Raw genomic sequence first — 18,614 nt, 5'->3', positions numbered from 1 at the left:
TGAGGGTGTCTTCGTTAACCCAGCCAAACCCGAGCGTTACGGAAGAGGCGCAGCCAGGCGCCATCTTCGGTCCACTCTGCCGGTCGCCAGGAATTGGTAACCGCGCGGGTAACCCGTTCAGGGTGCGGCATCATAATGGTCACGCGACCATCGGGCGTGGTCAGTCCGGTAATGCCCGAGGGCGAGCCGTTAGGATTGGCCGGGTAGCGGGTGGTCGCCTGACCGTAGTTGTCGATGTAGCGCAGCGCGATCTGGCTACTGGACTGCATGCTACGTAGGTGCGCGCTGTCGCGGAACGCCGCCTGCCCTTCGCCATGGGCAACCGCAATGGGCAGCTTTGAACCTTCCATCCCGGCCAGCAGAATCGAAGGGCTCTTCTCGACTCGCACCATGGAGACCCGCGCTTCGAACTGCTCGGACTCATTACGCACGAAGGTCGGCCAGTCTTCAGCCCCGGGGATGAGTGACTTCAGCTGCGAGAGCATCTGACAGCCATTGCAGACACCCAGCGAGAAACTGTCGTCACGGGCAAAGAAGGCGGAAAACTGTTCACGGGCGCGTTCGTTGAACAGCACCGATTTCGCCCAACCACCGCCAGCGCCGAGCACATCGCCATACGAGAAGCCGCCACAGGCGACAAGGCCTTTGAACGCATCCAGCGAAACACGCCCTTCGAGGATGTCACTCATATGCACATCCACCGCTTCAAATCCGGCTTTATCGAAGGCCCAGGCCATCTCGACCTGGCCGTTGACGCCCTGCTCGCGTAGCACCGCCATGGCCGGTTTAGCGGTATTAATAAACGGCGCGCTGATGTCGTCATGGATATCAAAGGTGGGCGTGGCAGAAAGCCCCGGGTCACGGCTATCAAGCAGGTTGTCGAACTCATTCTTCGCGCATTCGGGGTTGTCGCGCAGCGCCTGCATACGGTAGCTGGTTTCTGCCCAGGTGCGCTGGGTCAGCTGACGCGTGGTTTCCAGTAGCGGCTCTTCGAACAGCGTGACGCGCACCTGATCATCGTAGCGCGGGCGGGCAATCACACCACAGGTTTCGATACCGGCCACGGCGAACTGCGCCAGCACTTCTTCGGTGTGCTGTCGATTGACCTGAATCACCGCTCCCAGCTCTTCAGAGAACAGCGCATTCAATGCTTCGACTGGCTCATCGATCATCCAGTCGAGCTTGATCTCAAGCCCAGCGTGGGCGGCAAAAGCCATTTCCAGCAGGGTGACCAATAGGCCGCCATCGCTGCGATCGTGATACGCCAACAGCTTACCGTCGCGGTTGAGGCCCTGAATGACCTCAAAAAACGCCTTGATATCCTCGGGGTCGTCCACATCGGGGCAATCATTGCCCACCTGCCCGTATACCTGGGCCAGAGCGGAGCCACCCAGCCGGTTTTGGCCGCCGCCCAGATCGATCAAAATGAGGTCCGACTCGTCTTGATCCAGGTTGATCTGCGGCGTTAGCGTGGCCATTGCATTGGTTACCGGGGCAAAGCCGGTGACTACCAATGAAAGCGGTGAGGTAACGCTTTTGTCTTCGTACTCCCCCTGTTCGTCTTCATCTTTCCAGGCGGTACGCATCGACATTGAATCTTTGCCCACGGGGATCGCAATACCCAGCGCCGGGCACATCTCCATACCGACCGCGTAAACCGCGTCATAAAGCGCTTGGTTTTCACCTGGGTGGTCAGCGGCGCTCATCCAGTTAGCGGAGAGTTTGATATCACTGAGTTTGGCGATCGGCGCTGCCGCCAGATTGGTAATTGCTTCGGCGACCGCTAAACGGGCGCTGGCCGCAGGGTTGATCAACGCCACCGGCGGCCGTTCGCCCATCGCCATGGCTTCCCCTGCGTGGGTATCATAGCTAGCCGTGGTGACCGCCACATCAGCCACCGGCACCTGCCAGGGGCCGACCATTTGATCGCGGGCCACCAGGCCGGTAATCGAACGGTCACCAATGGTGATCAAGAAGTTTTTAGAGGCCACGGTGGGCAGGCGGAGAACCCGATCCAGCGCTTCGCGCAGGTCGAGATTATCCAACATCATGCCGGAAAGCTCGGGGTCGTGGCGCGCAAACTCACGCTGCATCTTGGGCGCTTTGCCGAACAGCACACTCATCGGCAAATCTACAGGCTTGCTGTTGAAATGACCGTCACGCACTTCCAAGTGGTGCGCCTCCAGCGCTTCACCGACGACCGCATAAGGGCAGCGCTCACGCTTGCACAGCGCATCGAAGGTATCCAGGTCTTCAGGAGCAACAGCCAGCACGTAGCGCTCTTGCGCTTCATTACACCAGATTTCCAGCGGGCTCATGCCCGGCTCGGCGTTGGGTACGGCGCGCAGATCAAACCGGCCACCGCGGTTACCGTCTTTGACCAGCTCCGGTAACGCATTGGAAAGGCCGCCCGCCCCTACATCGTGAATGAAGCGAATCGGGTTGTGATCACCCAACGCCCAACAGCGATCAATGACTTCCTGGGCGCGACGCTCAATCTCCGGGTTCTCACGCTGCACCGAGGCAAAATCCAGATCGGCGCTGGAGGTACCAGACGCCATACTGGAAGCTGCACCGCCGCCCAGGCCAATCAGCATGGCGGGGCCACCCATCACAATCAGCTTGCCGCCCACTGGGATATCGCCCTTCTGAACATGGTGGGCACGAATATTGCCATAACCGCCGGCAAGCATGATCGGCTTATGGTAACCACGCCGCTCGATGCCACCTGCGTTCAGCGACTCCTGCTCGTAGGTGCGGAAGTAGCCGGTTAAATTCGGGCGTCCAAACTCATTGTTGAACGCAGCGCCACCAATCGGGCCTTCGAGCATAATGTTGAGCGCCGATTCCATGCGCCCTGGCTTGCCGTAGTCGAAGGCTTCCCAAGGCTGCACAAATTCAGGAATTCGAAGATTGGAGACGGTAAAACCTGACAGACCGGCTTTGGGCTTGCCGCCGATACCCGTGGCGCCCTCATCACGGATTTCACCACCCGAGCCCGTTGCGGCACCGGGAAACGGGGCAATCGCGGTGGGGTGATTGTGGGTTTCTACCTTCATCAGGATATGAATGGGCTCCTGATGGGTGTCGTAAAGCGCCCGCTCCTCTTCAGCCCCGGTTAGCGGTTTAGCAAAAAAGCGCCCCGCCTGACTGCCCTTAATGACGGCGGCGTTGTCGCTGTAGGCTGAAAGCACGTTGTCGGGCGACGACGCGAAGGTATTCTTGATCATCTTAAACAGCGAGTGGCTTTGCGGCTCGCCATCAATGACCCAGTCGGCGTTGAAAATTTTATGCCGACAGTGCTCGGAGTTAGCCTGGGCAAACATCATCAGTTCAACGTCGCTGGGGTTACGCCCCAACTCGTTGAAGGCATCGACAAGATAGTCGACTTCATCTTCTGCCAGCGCCAACCCCAGCGCCTGGTTGGCGGTTGCCAGCGCCTCTCGGCCACCCTCAAGAATATCCACACTGCCTAGCGGCGCCGGGTCGTGGTGGGCAAACAGCTTGGCAGCGTCTGACGCATCGGATAGCACGGTTTCAGTCATACGGTCATGCAACAGTGCCGCCAGCGCGTTCACACTCTCTTCATCGGGCGTCGTGGTGAAGCTGACCCGGTAATCGATGCCGCGCTCGATACGGCTAATCTGGCGCAACCCACAGTTATGGGCGATATCCGTCGCTTTAGACGACCAGGGAGACTGGGTACCCAAGCGCGGTACGACTAAAAAGCGCTGGGCGTGGTCAGGAATCTCGACGCCCGATTGCGTGCCATCGCCCGGCACATAGTCAAGCAACTGCGCCAAACGCGAGTGTACGGCATCGTCCAACGTCTCGCTTTGGTCATGCGCGTTGAGATCGATGAAATGAACATAGTGGGCAGACAGCGCTTCCACCTCGGGCACACGTTCACGCAGCACCGTTAACAGCCGAGCATGACGGAAGGCAGAAAGGGCGGGCGCGCCTCGCAGTTCGAGCATATCCTGAAGCCTCTAGAGCAGGGAAATTCGAGCAGGGAAATCACCGGGCCGCTAGGCGGCCGTGCTTTTATGGTGCCGGAAAGCCCCTATGATACTGGAAACAAGCCGCCACACGAAATCAACAAGGTGACAGCGTGACCCCGGCTGGGTATCGTGGCAGATTGTTTCATGCCGACAAGACGCCATGCTGACGTTGATTTGCCGACATTTTATAGCCCGTTCCAGCGCTTACTATGCGCTAGCTGCCGTGACGCTGTTAACCATGGTTCCGACGCTCTCTCTCGTCCCTCCCGGCGAGCAGTTGACGCATATCGACGCAAAAGATTTTATTACCGTTCATACCCGTAATACCCCAACCACCTATTACGAAGGCCGCCAAGGCCCCACCGGTTTTGAATATGAGCTGATGCACCGTTTTGCTGACTACCTGGGGGTTAGCCTTAACCTGGATGCCAGCCATCACCCAGAAAGCGTTCTGCCTGCGGTGCGTGAAAAAGGCGACCTGGGCGCCGCGGCACTTCCGTTACTGCCCAACACCCCCGGCATTTACTACACGCGGCCCATTATCCAGATGCAGCCACTGGTGGTTTACCGCCGCGGGCTGAACGGCATTAACGAACCAAGCGATCTGGTCGACCTGGAACTGGGTACGCTCAGCGAAGCCGGCACGAGCGAAGCGCTGCGCGACCTTCAGCGCCAGTACCCCACGTTAAGCTGGAAAGAGTCTCACGAACTCGAGGTTGCCGAACTACTCGCGCGGGTCGAAAGCGGCACCCTGGACGCCGCGGTTATATTCGAGCACCAGTTTCGCTTGAATCGGCTTTTTTTCCCCAATGTAGAACGGGGTTTTATACTCGGTGACCCACTCTCCATGGCATGGGCCGTGCCAAGCGGCCGCGGCTTGGGGTTGCTTGAATCCGCCAATCGCTTTCTGCAAGATCTTCAACAAAGTGGCACCCTTGACCGGCTGGTAAGCCGCTACTTCGGCCATGACGACTACTTAGAGTATGTCGGCACTCGCACCTTTCTTGATCACCTCGATGCCCGCTTGCCCCGATATACGGAACTGTTCCAGCAGGCCGCCCGCGAAACAGAGTTTGACTGGAAGTTACTGGCAGCCGTGGGGTATCAGGAGTCTCACTGGGACCCCGATGCCGTTTCGCCCACCGGGGTGCGCGGGCTAATGATGCTGACCAACCCTACAGCGGGTGAAATGGGCGTCGCTGACCGCACCGACCCGGCCCAGAGTATTGATGGGGGCGCTCGCTATCTACGCAGCATTAAAGACCGCTTACCGGAAGACATTACCGGTGATGACCGCCTCTTTATGGCGATGGCTGCCTATAACGTGGGCCTTGGCCATTTATACGACGCGCGCAAGATTGCCGAAATACGCGGCGGTGACCCTGATAGCTGGGAAGATGTGCGCGCGGCCCTACCGCTGTTACAACAACGCGAATGGCATAGTCAAACGCGCCATGGCTATGCCCGCGGCGGCGAGCCGGTCATTTATGTGCGCAATATTCGCCGCTATTACGAAATGATCGAGTACGTAGAACGTAGCCGCCAACAATTTTTTCAACTTGAACAAACGCCTGTCAACGATGATCCGCTGCTATTGTTTGAGCTTGTGCCGCCGCTTGATTAACGTGAGGATGCGATGCTCTTACTCATTGCACGCGCAGCACATTGGCTACCCATTATGGCTACCTGTGGAGCCGTTGCGCTTGTCGTAACGCAACCTGGCGTTACTACTTTTGCGCTTTTGCTGGTAGCGCTGGCCCAGCTCAGTAGCTATAAGCGCTATCGGCCCTTTACTTTTCTGCTGTGCGTCAGTGCGATGGGCTTACTGCTGCCGGGCCTAGTCAGCTATTTAGCCCCTGAAAAATGGCTGGCCACTGCGCAATGGCAGGCGTTGGCTTCATGGGTCCATCCCGCGCCTTTTGAGCGCTTTCGCGCCCCACTGCTAATGACGCTCGCCCTTCAATTGAGCGCGCTTGCCATATTACTACGCCAGCGTGCGCGCTTAGGTGCTCCTCTGCTGCTGTTCGCGGTTCTTTTGCTTATCGGCTTACAACTTATTGAAAGCAACCGAGCCTTTACTCCGCTTCTTCACTATGCAGTCCCGTGGCACAGCCTGCTGGTACTGAGCCTATTACTGCTGAGTCAATATCTCTCGTCAGCACGCCATTGGCGTGGAAAGCGCTATTTAGCCAACGCATTTTGGCCAGCCTGTGCACTGCTTATCGCCGGGTTACTGCTTTGGAAACAGCTACACTTTGAGGCCGAAAAAAAACTCCATCTACGCGTTGAAGAGCGTGCCCAGCGCGCCACTCAGCAGCTTTCGCAAGAGATCGACAGCCATTTAAGTGCCATGCGCCGTTTCGCGCGTATCTGGCAGCTGCAAACCTCACCACCGACCTACCAGCAGTGGACCGATCAAGCCGCCGGATACCGCCAAGATTTCAGCTACTTAATTAACATTGCCTTTGTGGCCCCGGATAGCGGTATTCGCCATGTTTATCCTTTTACGATACTCAACCTGAGCACACTGGGGCGACGGCTTTTCAATGTGCAACCAGCAGGCCGCGAGGCGCTAGAACCGGCGCTTCTGGGAGAACACGAGGGCAGCACGGACATTATTCAGTTGCTGCAAGGCGGCCCGGGGGTGATTCACTACTTACCCGTGCTGAATGCTGATGGCGCTCCGTTAGGCGCGGCGGCAATAGTGGTAAGCTTTCCTTTGTTTGCAGAAGCGTTGTTTACCCAACTACCGGCTAGCGAAGGTGTGATTCGTTGGCATAACGGCACTCGACTATTGGCGAAACACGGCGACTCTACCCACCCTGGCCCCTGGCACTTCGACTACCCCATCAATTTACTGGATAAAGCGCTTACGCTCTCTTACCAACCCCGGTGGGAGCACTTGGTCAGCCGACTGCCTCGGCTGCCCACCATCAGCTTGGTGACCGGCTTACTGCTGGCTTATTTACTCTATCTGGTTTTATACACGTTTCAGCGCCTGGGCCAGCAGCACCGGGTGATGCAAAAGAGCAACGCTACGCTGCAGCAGGAGATCCAAAAACGCAGTAAATTGCAGCAGGAAGTCGAATGGCTGGCACGCCACGACGAATTAACCGGGATTGCTAATCGCCGTTTTTTTCTTGAGCAAGTAGAAGCTTCACAGAGCGTGCGCCCGCTCAGTTTAATCCTATTTGATATCGACTATTTCAAGCGAGTGAATGACCAACAGGGCCACTTGGTGGGTGATGAGTTTTTGTGTTTTTTTGCACAACTGGGCCAGTCGCTTCTCGAACATAACGACGGCGTATTTGCGCGTTACGGGGGTGAGGAGTTCGTTGCTTTGCTACCGGGTCATCACGGCCCCTCGGCAGTCAATATCGCGATGGAACTGCGCCGACGATTGGCGAGCTCCGACCTGGCCCATGCCGACGGCCAACCGCTTACCTTCAGTGCTGGCATCGTCACCTGCCCGCGCTCTGGAAAGCTTCCTACCGCGCGCATGATGCAAGCTGCCGACGAGGCGCTTTACCACGCCAAGCATAACGGCCGAAACCGCATCGAGTACGGTGAGATGGATACCGTTGAAGGTGGTTAGGGCTTGGTCTCTAAACGCTTAGTCTCTAAATGCTTGGTCACTATGTACTTAGTCACTATCTACTGAGTCACTAGGCAATTCACGTCGCGCAGCAAAAAAACGTTTTAGCAACTTCTGGGAAGACGCTGCCAATACCCCACCCGTCACCGCTACCTGATGATTGAACCACGGTTGGGCCAAAAGGTTAGCCTTTGACTCAACCATGCCCGCCCGAGGCTCGGCAGCCCCATAGACTAGCCGGACCAAGCGCGCATGAATCATGGCGCCCGAGCACATCATGCAGGGTTCTAAGGTAACAAACAGGGTACACCCTTCAAGGCGATAGTTACCCCGCTGCTTACCGGCCTCGCGTAACGCTCGAATTTCCGCGTGGCCACTGGGGTCACAGCTGGCCACCGGCGCATTACACCCGGCACCAATAATCTCCCCTTGCGCATCCACCACCACCGCCCCCACCGGCACCTCACCCTTGGCGGCGGCCAGATGCGCTTGATCAAGCGCCCGGTGCATATAAAATTCATCGCTGCGCATAAACGTAAACTCCGCTAAGGTAGCTAAACGATCGTATGAAAGGGTGACCCGCCGCTGCGGTAACTCACTTTCACCGGCAGCATCCTCTTGAGACAGCACCAAGGATACCGAGAATGACAGACGCGCTGAACCAGCTGGTAGAGTTATTGGAGCTAGAAACGCTTGAAGAGACGCTCTTTCGCGGCCAGAGCCAGGATTTAGGCTTTCCCCAGCTTTATGGCGGCCAAGTGCTTGGCCAGGCGTTAGCCGCCGCCGCGCGCACCGTGCCCGACGCACGTCGCCCGCACTCTCAACACGGCTACTTTTTACGCCCCGGTGACCCACACCGCCCTGTCGTCTACCAGGTGGACACCATTCGCGATGGCGGCAGCTTCACGACTCGCCGCGTCACTGCTATCCAGAAAGGCCGACCCATCTTTTTCTGCAGCGCCTCTTTTCAAAGTGAGGAAGAGAGCTTCAGCCATCAGCGCGCCATGCCCGCTGTGCCCACGCCCGAAACGCTGATTGAGCACGGCGGCGCCAAACATGATCGCTTCCCCGGCCATCCGATTGAGTTTCTACACCTGACTGGCAACCCCGACAGCGGCACCCCCGCAGGTCAGTGCCTGTGGTTCCGCCTTTCGGGCACACTGCCGGATGACCCGGCGCTGCACCGTCATCTGCTCTCTTACGCCTCTGACTTTAACTTGCTGACCACCAGCCTGCTGCCCCATGGCATTGAGTATCGCGACCCAGAGCTACGCATTGCCAGTCTCGACCATGCACTATGGCTGCACCAAGACACCCGCCTGGACGACTGGCTGCTGTATGTGATCGACTCACCGTGGGCAGGCGGTGCTCGCGGACTGGCGCGCGGGCATATCTACAGCCGCGATGGCCGCTTAGTGGCTTCCACCGCTCAAGAAGGGCTAACGCGTTTCTCTCAGGCTTGAATAGCCAACCCCTGAAAACACTTACGCCCGCTAAGAAGCGGGCGTAAGTCATCATCAGCGCGTAGCCATTTAGCCACCGTAGACGTCGTTGATTGACGTAAGCGGGTAGTGCGCAGGGTATGGCTTACGCGCCACACCGGAATCGACAGCGGCTTGCGCAACGGCCGAGGTGACCCTCGCCAACAGGCGGATATCGACAGGTGTTGGAATGATGTACTCGCGACCAAAGCTCATCTCGGTACGCTCGTAGGCATTCAGCACTTCTTGCGGCACCGGCTCGCGGGCTAGGTCTTTGAGCGCGTGTACGGCAGCTAACTTCATCTCTTCATTAATGCGCGTGGCACGCACATCCAAAGCGCCCCGGAAGATAAACGGGAAGCCCAGCACGTTGTTAACCTGGTTCGGGAAGTCCGAACGGCCAGTGGCCATGATCACATCAGGACGCGCTTCGCGGGCCACATCAGGATGAATTTCAGGGTCAGGGTTGGTGCAGGCAAAAATCACCGGGTCAGGTGCCATTTTCTTCACCTGTTCAGCGGAGAGCAGGCCCGGGCCGGAAAGACCGATAAACACATCCGCATTGTCGATGGCATCGTCTAACGTGCGCATCTCAGTATCACGCGCAAATTCGGCTTTATATTCGTTAATGCCTTCACGATCGGTGTGAATAACGCCGCGGCGATCAAGCATGACCAAGTTTTCTTTCTTGGCACCGCAAGAAACTAACAAACGCATGCAGGCAATGGCTGCCGCCCCTGCGCCCATGCAGACAATCTTAACGTCTTCGATGCGTTTACCCGCGATCTCTAGCGCATTGAGCATGCCTGCCGCGGTGACAATCGCGGTGCCGTGCTGGTCATCGTGAAAGACCGGGATGCTGCAGCGCTCAATCAAGGCTTTTTCAATTTCAAAGCACTCGGGCGCTTTGATATCTTCCAGGTTGATGCCCCCCCAGGTGTCGGCGATCCGCGCGACGGTATCGATAAACGCCTGCGGGCTTTCCGCCTCTACTTCGATATCCACCGAGTTAATGCCCGCAAAACACTTAAACAGTACGCCTTTACCTTCCATGACGGGCTTGCTCGCCATTGGCCCCAGGTTCCCCAAGCCCAAAATAGCGCTGCCGTCGGTAATAACCGCGACAAGATTGCCTTTACCGGTGTAGCGGTAAGCATTTTCCACATCCCGGGCAATTTCAAGCACTGGCTCAGCCACGCCTGGGCTATACGCCAGCGCCAAATCCCGTGCGGTCGCGGTAGGCTTGGTCAACTCCACCGATAACTTACCGGGAATCGGTTTTGCGTGATAATCCAAAGCAGCCTGCTTATTTGCATCCGTCATGGTCAGAGTCCAGTTAACATAAAATAGATAAGTCGTTTCAGAATATAGAAAAAACCTATGCGTCTCAAGCGTCCCGTCAACCCATATAAAAACGATCGTTTAACTGAATTTTACCTTCATATTTATCGTTTTTGGCAGATTTTTACTGAATTTGATGCAAAACACCTTTAGCAATAATGCTTTGCTTCGTGCTGTATTGCAGCATTTATGAAAATTTTTTCCACAAAAATGTCCTCGTTTTCCTCGGCAACAAAAAACCCACGCCTTGGCGTGGGTTTTGTACAAGTACAGCTCGTACCTGTGGTGTGGCTATCCGTTTTGGATTAGCCGCGCTTAACAGCTGCGCCGAAACGCTTGTTAAAGCGCTCTACGCGGCCACCAGTGGTCGCTTGCTTCTGCTTACCAGTGTAGAACGGGTGGCAGTTGGAGCACACGTCCAGTGAAAAGTCCTGACCAGAGGTAGAACCGACCTGGAAAGTGGCGCCGCAAGAACAGTTGGCGGTGACCGTGTTGTAATTCGGGTGGATACCTTGTTTCATCTCGAGCCTCACGAAGCTATATGCCGCCACCTGATCTCATGCCAGGCACCGCATACGGGTTTGGAAAAAACTACTAACCGGTTAGCCGCTCTGTCGTTACGATAGATCCTGATAACGCTGTTAGATAGATCGCTAACATTGAGCGGTCGCATATTCTAGCAAAGACTAACGCTGGAGGCCAATTGCCTGATTCTGTTTCTTCGCGGGCGCCTTCTCAAGTGCTCACTCATGTATTGAAAGTAGCGCTGCCCTCGCCACTGCGACGTCTGTTCGACTACCTGCCATCTAACGCGATGCCCGCTTGCGGCTGGCAGCCGGGCCTGAGGGTAAAGGTGCCCTTTGGGCGGCGCGAAGTCGTCGGCGTGGTGGTGGAAATTGCCGACCATAGCGATCTGCCCCGCAGCCAGCTTAAGGCAATCAGCGAGACGCTGGACGAGGCCCCACTGCCAGCAGACTGGCTCTGGCTCTGTCGCTTTGCCGCCCGCTACTATCAACACAGCCTGGGCGACACCCTTCACCATGCCATGCCCGCGCGGCTACGCCAGGGGCACCCCATGGCCGGTCGCACCCAAACGCTCTGGCTGGCTCAGGGTGACGGTGCGCCGGAAGCCCTCAACCGAGCGCCCAAGCAAGCAGAGCTGCATGCACTTCTATGCCAACACCCCCACGGGCTACCCAGCCGTGCGGTCAGCGCCCATGGCTTTACCCGCGACCAACTGTTAGCGCTAGAGAAGAAAGGCTTGGCCTCGAGCCAGGAGCAGATTCTTACCGCCCCAACGCCGCCAAGTGGCAACCTGCTCGCGGCCCCGGCGCTCCCGCTAAATCGCGAACAAGCGACCGCGTTGGCAGCACTGCATGAGAAGCTCGAAGGCTATCATCCCTGTTTGCTCGAAGGGGTCACCGGCAGTGGGAAAACCGAAGTCTATCTTCAACTGATTGAAGCCGTGGCCGCCAAGGGCAAGCAGTCGCTGGTGCTGGTGCCGGAAATTGGCCTTACCCCACAGACGCTGGCTCGCTTCAGAAGCCGCTTTCGCGTGCCCGTGGTGGCGCTGCATTCGGGCCTTACCGACCCGGAACGCTTAGATGTATGGGAGGCCGCCGCCAGCGGCCGGGCGTTAATTATCATCGGCACCCGCTCGGCTATTTTTACACCGCTGGCCAACCCCGGCGCGATCATTGTCGATGAGGAGCACGACGGCTCCTACAAGCAGCACGACGGCCTGCGCTACCATGCCCGCGACTTGGCGGTCACCCGCGCGCATTACCATAAAATTCCGCTCCTAATGGGCAGTGCTACGCCTTCGCTTGAGAGCCTGCATCAAGCGCTTAGCGGCGCCTATCGTCATCTTCGCCTTACCCAGCGCCCCAGCCGCCACCCGCCGGCCAAGCTGGAGTTGATTGACCTTCGCCACCAGCATCGCCAGGGCGGTTTGCTACCCGGCGCCATTAAGGCAATCAAAAGCACCTTAAGCGCGGGCAAGCAGGTACTGATCTTTATTAACCGGCGCGGCTTCGCCCCGACATTGGCCTGCCACGCCTGCGGCTGGATGGCAGAATGCGGCCAGTGCGACGCGCGCATGACGCTGCACCGCCAGCCCCCCCTGCTAGCCTGCCACCACTGCGATAGCCGTCGCGCACTGCCGGACGCCTGCCCCGAATGTGGCAGTGGCGACCTGCGCGCCCTGGGTAGCGGTACCGAACGCACGGAAGAGACGCTGCAGACGCTGTTCCCCAAGACCACTATTCACCGCATCGACCGTGACAGCACCCGGCGCAAGGATAGCTTCGAGCAGGTATTAAAAGAGATTCACCGTGGTGAGCCCTGCGTATTAGTGGGCACACAAATGCTCGCCAAGGGTCACCACCTGCCCCACGTTACTTTGGTCGTCGTGGTTAACGCCGACGGCGGGCTATATGCTGCTGATTTTCGCGCCCTAGAACATAGCGCACAATTGCTTGAGCAGGTGGCGGGGCGCGCGGGCCGGGCCGCTCATCCCGGCCGGGTGTTGGTACAAACACTCCACCCTGATGACCCTCATTTGGGCCAGTTGGCTGAACATGGCTATGGGGCACTCGCGCGCAATATGCTGGAAGAGCGGCGCATTGCCCAACTACCGCCCTTCTGCTTTATGGCGCTACTGCGTATCGAAAGCCCCAACGAAGAGGCCGCTTTGACGATGGCACAGCAGACCGCCCAGGCTCTGCGGCAGTGGTTGAAAGAGAGCAGCGTGGCCACCCGCTGCCTAGGGCCGGTGCCCGCCCCCATGGAAAGACGTCAAAATCGCTACCATTTACATATCATGCTAGCGGCGGATAAACGTAGCCAATTACACCCAGCCGTCAGTTGGTTGGTGCAGTGGCTGGAAGCCAATCGCGAAGCGCGCAAGGTGCGTTGGTCGATCGATATCGACCCACAAACGCTCTCCTAGCAAGCACTAACCATCACGCGGCTTTGAAACTGCGGCTCAATTGCCGATAATAGCCGCCTCAACGACGCACCTTTTCGACTGCGCGTCAGCACACGCCGCCACCGACGACATCCGGATACCTACATGAAAGATACGATAGTTTCTCTGCTCGAAGGCGCGGTTACCGCGCTCAAGCACCAAGGCGTGCTGCCCAACGACCTTCAGCCCACGATCAAAGTCGACCCCACCAAAGACAAAGCCCACGGCGATTACGCCACCAATTTAGCGTTGACGCTTGCCAAGCCCGCCGGGAAAAAACCACGCGAGCTAGCCTCTATGCTCGTCGACGCGCTCCCCGAGAGCGATGCGATCCAAAGCACCGACATTGCGGGCCCCGGCTTTATCAACTTTTTCGCTGCCGCCGATGCCGCGGCGCAAATCGTGGCCCAAGTGCTCGATTGCGGCGATACCTTTGGCCGCAGCCTGATCGGTAAAGGCGGAAAAGTGCAGGTGGAGTTCGTCTCGGCGAACCCCACGGGGCCACTCCACGTCGGCCATGGCCGTGGCGCAGCGATTGGCGACTGTTTATGCCGCCTGCTTGAAGCCACTGGTTACGACGTTACCCGCGAGTTCTACTACAACGACGCCGGCGCCCAGATCGCCAACCTCGCACGTTCCGTACAAGCACGGGTCAAAGGCTTAGGGCCTGACGACAACAGCTGGCCCGAAGATGGCTATCGCGGTGAGTACATTGTCGATGTCGCCAATGATTACCGAGCGGGTAAAACAGTCAGCGCCGATGACCGTGAAGTCACCGCCAAAACCGACCCTGACGATTTAGACGCCATTCAAGAATTCGCCGTCGCATGGCTGCGGCGCGAGCAGGATCTTGATTTAAAAGCATTCGGCGTCGAGTTTGATGTTTATTTCCTGGAGTCGTCGCTCTACGAAGATGGCAAAGTGGATGCCACCGTCGAGAAGTTGGTGAGCGCAGGCCACACCTATGAAGATGACGGCGCCATGTGGCTGCGCACCACGGATTTTGGTGATGACAAAGACCGCGTCATGCGTAAACGCGACGGCGGCTACACCTATTTTCTACCCGATGTGGCCTACCACCTGGATAAGTGGCAACGCGGCTTCAAAACCGTGATTAACGAGCAGGGGGCAGATCACCACTCCACCGTCATGCGCGTACGCGCTGGCTTGCAGGCTCTAGAAGTCGGCATCCCCAAAGGCTGGCCCGACTACGTGCTGCACCAGATGGTCATGGTCACCCGCTCAGGGGTCGAGGTAAAACTCTCTAAACGGGCGGGCAGCTACGTCACCGTTCGCGACTTGATCGACGAAGTCGGCCGCGACGCGACGCGCTTCTTCCTCGCCGCTCGCCGCGCCGACTCCCAGCTCACCTTTGATATCGACCTGGCTCGCTCCCAGTCGAACGATAACCCGGTGTATTACATTCAGTACGCCCACGCTCGGGTATGCAGCATGCTGCGTAAAGCACAGGACGCCGACCAGCCGTTTGACCACACATTAGCCATGGCCAACCTGGCCCTGCTGGACAGCGACCAGGAAAAAGCGGTGCTTAACCGCCTGGCACGCTTCCCGGAAGTGGTTGAAACCGCCGCCAACAACCGCGAGCCTCAGCAAGTTGCCCAGTATCTGCTTGACCTGTCAGGTGATTTCCATACCTGTTACAACGCCGTCAAAGTAATGGTGGATGACGACACCCTGCGTAATACACGCTTAGCGCTCGGCCTCGCTACCCGCCAGGTGTTGCGTAACGGGCTTGATTTAATGGGGGTTAGCGCCCCAGAGGAGATGTAATTCATGGCTAGCCCGCGCAAAAAACCCGCCGCCCGCCGCGGAGCCACTTCGCAGCGCAAAGCTGCCCGTAGCTCTGGGGGCGGTTTTCGCCTTCCTGGTTGGCTATGGGGCCTTGCAGGCATGGCGGCAGGTTTTTTCTTGGCGCAACACCAGCACGGCACCGCCCCCTGGCAAGAGCAGAGCGAAGCCCCACAAGCCACCGTGCTGCCTAAGCCCGCCGGGAGTGAAGAGCGCGCCGCCGCTCGGGAAACTGAAGCGACCGCCGAACCCGCGATGCCAACGTTCGAATTTTATACGCTGCTGCCGGAAACCGAAGTCATCGCCCCGGGGGTTACGCTGCCTTCCAGCGTGGTACGCCCAGAGGCGTCTGAACAGAGCGCCGAAAGCGACTCCGCTGCCGATGCATCGAGTGATGACCCCATCGCTCAGGTCATTGCTGCCAATACGCGGCCTGAGGATCAGGTGTCTGCAGCCCAGGAGAGTGAAGCGGCTACCAACACTCCAGGGCGCTATATGCTTCAAGCGGCTTCATTTCGAGAGGCCAGCGACGCTGAACAGCTGCGCGGAAGGTTGCGCAATTTAAGCCTGCTGGCGGAAATCAGCGAAGTACAGGCAGACGGCAATACCTGGCACCGCGTTCAAGTGGGGCCTTACGAGGATACTCGTGAGCTAAATCGCGCTCAGGATTTAATGGTGACCCAGGGTATTGAGCCGTTGCTTATCCAACTACAGAACTAGCCGTTGCCACGGCTGTCGCAATGAATCAGGCAGCCGATTGCTAAACAGGCTTTATTGAAGGGCTTTATTGCGCGGGCGGTTGATTTTTTATCAGCCGCCCGCATTTTGTTGTGAACACTTACACAACGGTCACTTGCCGTCATGGTCGCCTCCAGGGGCGATTGGCTAACAAGCAAGTGATCGGCCAGTCATCGGGAGCGCGCCTCCCCTTAAGGAGTTATCTCCATGACCACTATCGTTTCCGTCCGTCGCGGCAACCAAGTCGCCCTCGCTGGCGACGGCCAAGTATCGCTAGGCAATACCGTAATGAAGGGTAATGCCAGCAAAGTACGCCGCCTTTACCGCGGCAAGGTGCTGGCCGGGTTTGCGGGCGGCACGGCGGATGCCTTTACCCTTTTCGAGCGCTTTGAAGCCCAGCTGGAGAAATACCAGGGCCATTTGACCAAGGCAGCTGTGGAGCTTGCCAAAGATTGGCGCACCGACCGCGCCCTGCGCCGCTTGGAAGCGCTACTGGCCGTCGCTGACCACAGCGCCTCGCTGATCATTACCGGTAACGGCGATGTGGTCGAGCCCGAGCGCGGCATCATTGCCATTGGCTCTGGCGGCAATTTCGCCCAGGCCAGTGCCCGAGCACTGTTGGAAAACACCGAGCTGTCTGCGCGTGAAATCACCGAAAAGTCACTGTCTATTGCGGGTGATATCTGCGTGTTCACCAATCACCACGTGACGCTCGAAGAGCTGTCGATTGACGGTCGCTAATCCAACCCAGCGCCCTAACGCCGCTCATTGAATACAAAGGTTTCTTATATGACTCAGATGACACCCCGCGCAATCGTTCACGCCCTGGATCAGTACATCATTGGTCAGCAGGATGCTAAACGTGCTGTTGCCATTGCCTTGCGCAACCGCTGGCGCCGTATGCAGCTGGATGACGACCTAAGGCCTGAAGTCACCCCCAAAAACATTTTGATGATTGGCCCCACGGGTGTCGGTAAAACCGAAATCGCCCGCCGCCTTGCCAAGCTGGCCAAAGCACCGTTTATTAAAGTCGAAGCGACCAAATTTACCGAAGTCGGCTATGTAGGCCGCGACGTCGAGTCGATTATTCGCGACTTAATGGAAGCGGCCATCAAGATGGTGCGCGAACAGGCCAAAGAAGAAGTAAGCCACCGCGCGGCTGATGCCGCCGAAGACCGCGTGCTGGACGCCCTGCTTCCGCCGCCCCGCGGGCAGGAAGACAAGCCCCGCGAAGATAGCGGCACCCGCCAGACCTTCCGCAAAAAACTGCGCGAAGGGCAACTGGATGACAAAGAGATCGATATCGAAATCTCCGCGCAGGGTCAGGGCATCGACATCATGACCCCGCCGGGCATGGAAGAGATGACCAGCCAGCTGCAGAGCATGTTCTCCAACATGGGTCAGCAGAAGCGAGAGAATCGTCGTGTGACAGTCAAAGAAGCGCTGGTGCTGCTGCGTGACGAAGAAGCCGGCAAGTTGGTCAATGAAGAAGAGATCAAGGCGCGCGCGGTTTACTCGGTCGAGCAACACGGTATCGTTTTCCTGGATGAAATCGACAAAGTGGCTAAGGGCAGCGGTCAGTCCAGCGGTGGCGAAGTCTCCCGCGAGGGCGTTCAGCGCGATCTATTGCCGCTGATCGAAGGCTCTACTGTATCGACCAAGTACGGCATGGTTAAGACTGATCACATACTGTTTATCGCCTCTGGTGCCTTCCACCTGTCGCGCCCGTCGGATCTGATTCCCGAACTTCAAGGCCGTCTGCCGATCCGCGTGGAGCTTGATGCGCTAACGCCCAACGACTTCAAGCGCATTCTCACCGAACCCTCTGCTTCGCTGACCAAGCAGTACCAAGCGCTGCTGGCTACCGAGGGGCTCGATGTCGAATTCACTCCAGACGGTATCGAGCGCATTGCGCAGATCTCCTGGCAGGTCAACGAAGGCACTGAGAACATCGGTGCCCGCCGCCTGCACACGGTAATGGAGCGGCTGCTGGAAGAGGCGTCGTTTAAAGGCGGCGATATGGAAAGCCCGCTGGTGATTGATGGTGACTACGTCAATGCCCAGCTTGGCGAACTGGCGGTAGACGAAGACCTGTCACGCTATATTTTGTAAACTGAGCTAGCCGTTATACGTCGCTTGCCCGCTTTTTGCGGGCAAGCGGTTGTGACGTTAAGCCATGGACACTTTTCGCCATGAGGTCTGATCATGAACGCCCCTACCCCCACTCAGGTTCACTACCATAAACAGGCCCGCGAGCTGGAACTTGGCTATGCCAACGGCGAAAGCTTTCGCCTGCCGGTGGAGTTTTTACGCGTTTACTCGCCTTCGGCAGAAGTACGCGGCCACGGTGGCGATACTGCCGTTTTGCAGGTTGGCAAGCGAGATGTCGGCCTTCAGAACATTACCCAGGCGGGCAACTACGCGCTGAAGCTTCACTTTGATGATGGGCACAACAGCGGCTTGTTCAGCTGGAACTACCTCTATGATCTGGCTATCCATCAAGAAGCCTACTGGAACAATTACTTGCAGCGTTTAGAGGAGGCAGGCGCCTCGCGCGAGCCCGCCAGCATTCAATTCAAGCAACTGTGACCACCTGACGTAGCCCTCTCGCTTACAAGCCGGGCAGACAAGGCTGGGTGGACAAGGCTACAATGACCCTACTCTTTTAATCGCGTCGACCG

Annotated in this window: 13 protein-coding genes; 9 read left to right on the top strand and 4 right to left on the bottom strand. The window is 57.8% G+C overall.

Annotated features, from left to right (window positions below):
• Nucleotides 1–14: 14 nt before the first annotated feature.
• Nucleotides 15–3,977 (bottom strand): phosphoribosylformylglycinamidine synthase, encoded by a 3,963-nt coding sequence (gene purL, locus ACUN8H_RS05970; RefSeq protein WP_445531239.1) that lies wholly within the window; start codon nt 3,975–3,977, stop codon nt 15–17.
• A 184-nt stretch (nt 3,978–4,161) separates the two neighbouring features.
• Here purL and mltF point away from each other — a divergent pair, with 184 nt between their 5' ends.
• Together mltF and ACUN8H_RS05960 are read left to right on the top strand one after the other, a co-directional pair.
• Entirely contained in the window at nt 4,162–5,625 is a 1,464-nt protein-coding gene (gene mltF, locus ACUN8H_RS05965; RefSeq protein WP_445531238.1) for a membrane-bound lytic murein transglycosylase MltF, read from the top strand.
• Between the two features lie 12 nt (nt 5,626–5,637).
• Nucleotides 5,638–7,596, top strand: coding sequence for a diguanylate cyclase (locus ACUN8H_RS05960; protein WP_445531237.1), 1,959 nt, complete (start codon nt 5,638–5,640; stop codon nt 7,594–7,596).
• A 48-nt stretch (nt 7,597–7,644) separates the two neighbouring features.
• Here ACUN8H_RS05960 and tadA read toward each other — a convergent pair whose 3' ends face one another.
• Entirely contained in the window at nt 7,645–8,127 is a 483-nt protein-coding gene (tadA, locus tag ACUN8H_RS05955; protein WP_445531719.1) for a tRNA adenosine(34) deaminase TadA, read from the bottom strand.
• 113 nt (nt 8,128–8,240) lie between these two features.
• Here tadA and ACUN8H_RS05950 point away from each other — a divergent pair, with 113 nt between their 5' ends.
• A complete protein-coding gene (locus ACUN8H_RS05950; protein ID WP_445531236.1) occupies nt 8,241–9,059 on the top strand; it encodes an acyl-CoA thioesterase in 819 nt (272 codons plus the stop codon).
• A 69-nt stretch (nt 9,060–9,128) separates the two neighbouring features.
• Here the strand turns inward: ACUN8H_RS05950 and ACUN8H_RS05945 are convergent, their stop codons facing one another.
• The gene (locus ACUN8H_RS05945) at nt 9,129–10,400 is read right to left on the bottom strand and encodes a malic enzyme-like NAD(P)-binding protein (RefSeq protein WP_445531235.1); all 1,272 of its coding nucleotides are present in this window, start codon (nt 10,398–10,400) and stop codon (nt 9,129–9,131) included.
• A 323-nt stretch (nt 10,401–10,723) separates the two neighbouring features.
• The gene (gene rpmE, locus ACUN8H_RS05940; RefSeq protein WP_078090160.1) at nt 10,724–10,939 is read right to left on the bottom strand and encodes a 50S ribosomal protein L31; all 216 of its coding nucleotides are present in this window, start codon (nt 10,937–10,939) and stop codon (nt 10,724–10,726) included.
• 182 nt (nt 10,940–11,121) lie between these two features.
• On the opposite strand from rpmE, the gene ACUN8H_RS05935 reads away from it, so the two are divergent.
• From ACUN8H_RS05935 to ACUN8H_RS05910, 6 genes are all read left to right on the top strand, one after another.
• A complete protein-coding gene (locus ACUN8H_RS05935) occupies nt 11,122–13,368 on the top strand; it encodes a primosomal protein N' (protein WP_445531234.1) in 2,247 nt (748 codons plus the stop codon).
• Nucleotides 13,369–13,491: 123 nt separating this feature from the next.
• Entirely contained in the window at nt 13,492–15,177 is a 1,686-nt protein-coding gene (gene argS, locus ACUN8H_RS05930) for an arginine--tRNA ligase (RefSeq protein WP_445531233.1), read from the top strand.
• 3 nt (nt 15,178–15,180) lie between these two features.
• A complete protein-coding gene (locus ACUN8H_RS05925) occupies nt 15,181–15,915 on the top strand; it encodes an SPOR domain-containing protein (RefSeq protein ID WP_445531232.1) in 735 nt (244 codons plus the stop codon).
• A 225-nt stretch (nt 15,916–16,140) separates the two neighbouring features.
• Nucleotides 16,141–16,674, top strand: a complete 534-nt coding sequence (gene hslV, locus ACUN8H_RS05920; protein WP_035585510.1) for an ATP-dependent protease subunit HslV — start codon at nt 16,141–16,143, stop codon at nt 16,672–16,674.
• A gap of 48 nt (nt 16,675–16,722) precedes the next feature.
• Nucleotides 16,723–18,045, top strand: a complete 1,323-nt coding sequence (gene hslU, locus ACUN8H_RS05915) for an ATP-dependent protease ATPase subunit HslU (RefSeq protein WP_445531231.1) — start codon at nt 16,723–16,725, stop codon at nt 18,043–18,045.
• A 93-nt stretch (nt 18,046–18,138) separates the two neighbouring features.
• Nucleotides 18,139–18,522, top strand: a complete 384-nt coding sequence (locus ACUN8H_RS05910; RefSeq protein WP_445531230.1) for a gamma-butyrobetaine hydroxylase-like domain-containing protein — start codon at nt 18,139–18,141, stop codon at nt 18,520–18,522.
• Nucleotides 18,523–18,614 lie beyond the last annotated feature (92 nt).

The organism is Vreelandella sp. V005 (assembly GCF_052645115.1).
The sequence above is the reverse complement of the archived record's forward strand: the minus strand, read 5'-3'. Positions and strand labels throughout refer to the sequence as shown.

Excerpts from the sequence above, each read along its gene's own strand:
- ACUN8H_RS05960 (WP_445531237.1), top strand. The coding sequence starts at position 5,638 with ATGCTCTTACTCATTGCACGCGCAGCACATTGGCTACCCATTATGGCT.
- hslU (WP_445531231.1), top strand. The coding sequence starts at position 16,723 with ATGACTCAGATGACACCCCGCGCAATCGTTCACGCCCTGGATCAGTAC.
- tadA (WP_445531719.1), bottom strand. The coding sequence starts at position 8,127 with ATGCGCAGCGATGAATTTTATATGCACCGGGCGCTTGATCAAGCGCAT.
- purL (WP_445531239.1), bottom strand. The coding sequence starts at position 3,977 with ATGCTCGAACTGCGAGGCGCGCCCGCCCTTTCTGCCTTCCGTCATGCT.
- ACUN8H_RS05950 (WP_445531236.1), top strand. The coding sequence starts at position 8,241 with ATGACAGACGCGCTGAACCAGCTGGTAGAGTTATTGGAGCTAGAAACG.
- ACUN8H_RS05925 (WP_445531232.1), top strand. The coding sequence starts at position 15,181 with ATGGCTAGCCCGCGCAAAAAACCCGCCGCCCGCCGCGGAGCCACTTCG.
- rpmE (WP_078090160.1), bottom strand. The coding sequence starts at position 10,939 with ATGAAACAAGGTATCCACCCGAATTACAACACGGTCACCGCCAACTGT.
- ACUN8H_RS05910 (WP_445531230.1), top strand. The coding sequence starts at position 18,139 with ATGAACGCCCCTACCCCCACTCAGGTTCACTACCATAAACAGGCCCGC.
- ACUN8H_RS05945 (WP_445531235.1), bottom strand. The coding sequence starts at position 10,400 with ATGACGGATGCAAATAAGCAGGCTGCTTTGGATTATCACGCAAAACCG.
- mltF (WP_445531238.1), top strand. The coding sequence starts at position 4,162 with ATGCTGACGTTGATTTGCCGACATTTTATAGCCCGTTCCAGCGCTTAC.
- argS (WP_445531233.1), top strand. The coding sequence starts at position 13,492 with ATGAAAGATACGATAGTTTCTCTGCTCGAAGGCGCGGTTACCGCGCTC.
- hslV (WP_035585510.1), top strand. The coding sequence starts at position 16,141 with ATGACCACTATCGTTTCCGTCCGTCGCGGCAACCAAGTCGCCCTCGCT.